At 70.7% G+C, this 4754-nt stretch carries 3 protein-coding genes; all 3 read left to right on the top strand.

Annotated features, from left to right (window positions below; genetic code table 11):
- The first annotated feature begins 349 nt into the window (after positions 1 to 349).
- A complete protein-coding gene (locus tag ACY45C_RS20075; RefSeq protein WP_462189115.1) occupies positions 350 to 2134 on the top strand; it encodes a glycoside hydrolase family 15 protein in 1785 nt (594 codons plus the stop codon).
- 193 nt (positions 2135 to 2327) lie between these two features.
- Positions 2328 to 3818 carry an FHA domain-containing protein gene (locus tag ACY45C_RS20070; RefSeq protein ID WP_462189114.1) on the top strand — a complete coding sequence of 497 codons (1491 nt, stop codon included), beginning with the start codon at positions 2328 to 2330 and terminating at the stop codon, positions 3816 to 3818.
- Between the two features lie 40 nt (positions 3819 to 3858).
- Positions 3859 to 4674, top strand: coding sequence for a DUF305 domain-containing protein (locus tag ACY45C_RS20065; protein WP_462189113.1), 816 nt, complete (start codon positions 3859 to 3861; stop codon positions 4672 to 4674).
- The last annotated feature ends 80 nt before the right edge of the window (positions 4675 to 4754 follow it).

Here is a 4754-nt window from a genome sequence, read left to right as displayed (position 1 = left end):
CCCCACCAGGGCGCATCCGGCAACACCCGCACACCCGCGCCGGAAACTACCGTTCCCCACCGGTGAACCGGTCCCAACGATCCTGGTAGCCACCGATGTGGCCGCGAACCACCGCCGGCATCGCACGTTCACCGGCTCGCCGCGGCCACTGTGGCTTACGCCCGGTCATGGTCCCGTGGACTCCGCAACGGGTTACCTTCGCCTGGTTGCCACCGAATCGCGTGGCGACCGGCGGCGGTCGGAGGACGCGGGCGGCTCCCGGCGGGCCGCGACAACGTGGTCCATCCTCCCCCCTGTCCCGCAACCCCCACGGCCGACCTCGGCCGGTCACGTTTCGCGGAGCCCACGAATGCCCGACACCGACTATCCGCCCATCGAAGAGCACGCGGTCATCGGCGACCTGCGTACCGTGGCCCTGGTCGCCACGGACGGCACGATCGACTGGTACTGCCCGCATCGCTTCGACGCGCCGTCGGTTTTCGCGAGTCTGCTGGACGCCGACCGTGGCGGATCGTTCCGCATCCACTGTCCGGACTCCCGGGCCAGGCAGCTCTACCTACCCGACTCGAACATCCTGATGACCCGTTTCCTCGCCCCCCGCGCGGTCGGTGAGGTCATCGATTTCATGGTCCCGGTGGACAGCGACGTCACCGAGACGCCGCACGTCGTGGTCCGCCAGGCGCGAGCGGTGCGTGGAACCGCCACGTTCCGGCTGCGCTGCGACCCCCGGTTCGACTACGGCCGAGCCCCGCACACCGTCACCCTGGTACCCGGTTCGGGCGCGGTGTTCGAGTCGACCGCCGGCACCCTTGTGCTGCGCACGGCCCTGCCGCTGCGCGTCGAGGCCACGGCCGTGGTCGCCGAGTTCGAGCTGGCGATGGGCGAGTGTGCCGACATCGTGCTCGAGTGGAACTCGACCATCCGCCCATTGATCATCGGTGAGGCGGAGACGTTGTTCACCCGGACGCTGAACTACTGGCAGGCCTGGATCCGGCGCGGGCGCTATCACGGCCGGTGGCGGGAGATGGTGCTACGCAGCGCTCTCGTCCTCAAACTGCTCGTCTACCGGCCCACCGGGGCGCTGGTGGCCGCGCCGACCACCTCGCTACCCAAGGAGCTCGGCGGCGTGCGCAACTGGGACTACCGCTACACCTGGATCCGCGACGCGGCCTTCACGGTGTACGCGCTGATGGCGCTCGGCTTCACCGACGAGACCGCGGCGTTCATGGACTGGCTCGAACAGCGATGTCACGAGGCACCCAAGGACTCCGGGCTCTACGTGCTCTACAGCGTGGACGGCAACGCCGACCTGGACGAGCTGGTCCTCGACCAGCTGTCCGGCTATCGCGGCTCGAAGCCGGTGCGCGTCGGCAACGCCGCCGCCACACAGCTCCAGCTCGACATCTACGGCGAGCTGATGGACTCGGTGTACCTGTACAACAAGCAGGTCCCGATCTCCTTCCAGCTCTGGGAGGCGCTGGGCCGCCAGCTCGACTGGCTGGCCAAGCACTGGGACGAACCGGACGAGGGCATCTGGGAGACCCGGGGTGGGCGCCAGCGCTTCACCTACTCAGCCGTGATGACCTGGGTCGCCTTCGAACGGGCCTGCCGGATCTCGCGCCAGCGTGGCCTGCCCGGGCCGACGAACGAATGGAAGGACTACGCCGGGCAGGCCTACCGGTTCGTCCAGAACGAGGCGTGGAACCCCACCCGCGGCGCCTACATGGAGTTCCCCGGCTCACCACGGATGGACGCATCCCTGCTGTGCATGCCGCTGGTGAAGTTCTCCGGCCCCACCGACCCCCGGTTCCTGTCGACCCTGGAACGGTTCAGCGGGGACCTGGTCAGCGACAGTCTGGTGCGCCGGTACGCCGCGGACGGCAGCGACGGCCTCACGGGTGACGAGGGCACCTTCAACCTGTGCTCGTTCTGGTACGTGGAGGCACTGACCCGGGCCGGTCGGGTCGCCGAGGCCCGGATGGTCTTCGAGAAGATGCTCACCTACGCCAACCACGTGGGGCTCTACGCCGAGGAGATCGGTTCCTCCGGGGAGGCGCTCGGCAACTTCGCGCAGGCGTTCACCCACCTCGCCCTGATCAGTGCCGCGATCCATCTCGACCGCGCGCTGGGGTGACCGACCCGAGGACGGGTGTGCGGTGACCACGGGTGTGCGGTGACGGGCGGTTTCCGGTGCCGGCGCGGCACGGCAGGATAGGCGGCGAGGATACGCACCGGAGCCGATAGCCTGAAGATCGGCACCGATGTTCGGAGTGCGGGATCCTTCAAGGTCGGGATCCTTCGAGGTGCGGGATACGAGGGGCGAGGTCATGGCGGGACTGGACCGTTTCCGGGTGGTCGTGGAATCCGGGCGCGGAGATCGGGCGGGAGTGGTCGTCCGGCTGCCCGGCGCACTCATCGTCGCCCGTGCCAGCCGGTCGGAGACGGCCGAGACGACCACCAGGCTGCTGGCGCTGTGCGCCGAGGTCGCCGCCGAGGTGGGCGCCACCGCGTCGACCATGGGTCGCCGGCTGGTGCGCCGGGTCGCAGGGCTGCTGGCCGACGCCGATCCGGATCGGGTGCCCGACTTCAGCCTGCTGACCACGGTCAATGACCGGGTCGCCGCGCTGGTCCACGGGGCGATGGACGTCGTCGCGACGGGCAGCTCCGGGGTGACGCTCTCCGGCGTCGACTCGGCCACGTGGGTCGACCGGCTGCTGCCCACCGAGATCAGCCGGATCGACGTCGGCCCCACCGGCATGGTCGGGCCGACGGGTTTCCCCGGCGGGCTCGGCGATCTCGGTTTCCCGCTCGACCTGCGCATCGGGGCCGTGCCCGGGATCGGGGTGAGTCTGCTGCTCAGCGACACGCCGTCGCTGCCCGCGCCGAAGGCCTCCGCCGAGCAGCTGCTTGCCGGGTTCGATCCGGTCCGGGAGCCGATGACCGGCGCCGCGCCCATCCCCACGCCGGGAACTCGCGCCCCCGATCCGATGTCGACCACCCCGCCGGCGCTCGCCCCCCTGCTCAGCAAGGAGGAGGAGGCCCACCGGCGCCGCGCCGCCGCCGAACCGACGCAGGCGGCCGACCTTGACGAGCTCGACGAGGATCCGCCCACCGAGCTGGCCCAGCGTGACTCGATCCCGCGTGCCGGGAGCGATCTGGGTGGCAGGCACGGCCACGCCGGCCACGCCGGGCCCGTCGGCCACCGCGAGGGCCTCTCCGACGATCTGGGCGACGACCTCACCGACGACGAGCACGACGCCCTGACCCAGCTCCCGGGCCAGAGCTTCACCGTCTCCGACCTCATCGAGGACGACGAGGCACCGACGATGCTGCCGAGCAGCGGCGAGCCTCAGGTCGAGGGCGTGCTGTGCGCCAACGGCCACTTCAACCACCGGCAGGCGCCGTACTGCTCCGAGTGCGGCCTGTCGCTCGCCCAGCAGAACACCCGCACGGTCTGGGGCCCCCGGCCGCCCGTCGGCGTCCTCGTCTTCGACGACGGCCAGACCATGAACGTCGACATGGACCTGGTGATCGGCCGCCAGCCGGACCGCGACGATGCGGTCCGGGCCGGGAAGGCACGGGCGCTGCCGGTCGAGGACGGCGAGAGCGCGGTCTCCCGGGTACACGCCATCATCACCCTCAACGGCTGGGACGCGGTCATCACCGATCAAGGTTCGGCGAACGGCACTTACATCGCCCCGCCGGAGGCGACCGTGTGGACGCCGCTGAGCCCGCACCAGCCGGCTCCCCTGATCCCCGGCACCCGCGTCCAGGTGGGCAAGCGGACGTTCGTCTTCAACTCCCACCTGCACGTTTGACCACCTGCCCGGGCAACTCACCCGCCCAACCGAGGTGATCATGACGACGGCGAACGACGACCGGCCAGCCGGCGACGACCCGCCGGCCAGCGACGGCGATGCGGCGCGCGGGAGTGACGCGCGGCCGCGACGCCGCTGGGCCCGAAGCCGGCTGTGGTGGGCGCCGGTGATGCTCGCCGTGGTAGCCGGCCTGCTGGCGGCCGGCGCGGCGCTGGGCAACCTCGCCAGCCGGCCACCGGCTGAGGGGTCGGTCGACGTCGGCTTCGCCCGGGACATGTCCGAGCATCACGCCCAGGCGGTGCAGATGGCCATGATCGAGTTCAGTCACGGCGGTGACCAGGACACCCGCAGCGTGGCCCAGGACATCGCGCTGACCCAGCAACGCGAGATCGGCATCATGTCCTCGTGGCTGTCCGGATGGGGACGGCCCCAGTCCACCTCCGGGATACCGATGCGGTGGATGCGGGACTCCCGCACCGTCAACGGGGCCTCGGGCGGGCAGGATGGTCATGACGGTCACGGCGCCGCCAGGCCCGGCATGGACATGCCGGGCCTGGCCGAGGATGCGGCGGAGGACGCGTCCAGCGACCCGCGGGACACCGCGCGCATGCCGGGCATGGCGACCCCCGCCGAGCTGCAACGGCTGGCCTCGATCCGGGGCCATGACCTCGACGTCCTCTTCCTCACCCTGATGGTGCGCCACCATCGTGGGGGGCTGGCCATGGCCCAGTACGCGGCGATGCACGCCGGTGAGGACCGGGTACGGGCGATGGCCAGGGCGATGGTGCTCGCCCAGTCGATGGAGATCGACCAGATGCAGCGCGATCTGGTACGCCTCGGCGCGCCTCGGGCCTAACCGGCGAACCCACCCGCTGTCACGACGAAACCGCCTTTGTATAGTCAAGTGGGACTAACCGGACTCGGGGAAGGTAGCCC

It is taken from the genome of Frankia sp. CcWB2 (assembly GCF_977927585.1).
This window is presented reverse-complemented; position numbering and strand designations above follow the sequence as displayed.

Excerpts from the sequence above, each read along its gene's own strand:
- ACY45C_RS20075 (WP_462189115.1), top strand. The coding sequence starts at position 350 with ATGCCCGACACCGACTATCCGCCCATCGAAGAGCACGCGGTCATCGGC.
- ACY45C_RS20070 (WP_462189114.1), top strand. The coding sequence starts at position 2,328 with ATGGCGGGACTGGACCGTTTCCGGGTGGTCGTGGAATCCGGGCGCGGA.
- ACY45C_RS20065 (WP_462189113.1), top strand. The coding sequence starts at position 3,859 with ATGACGACGGCGAACGACGACCGGCCAGCCGGCGACGACCCGCCGGCC.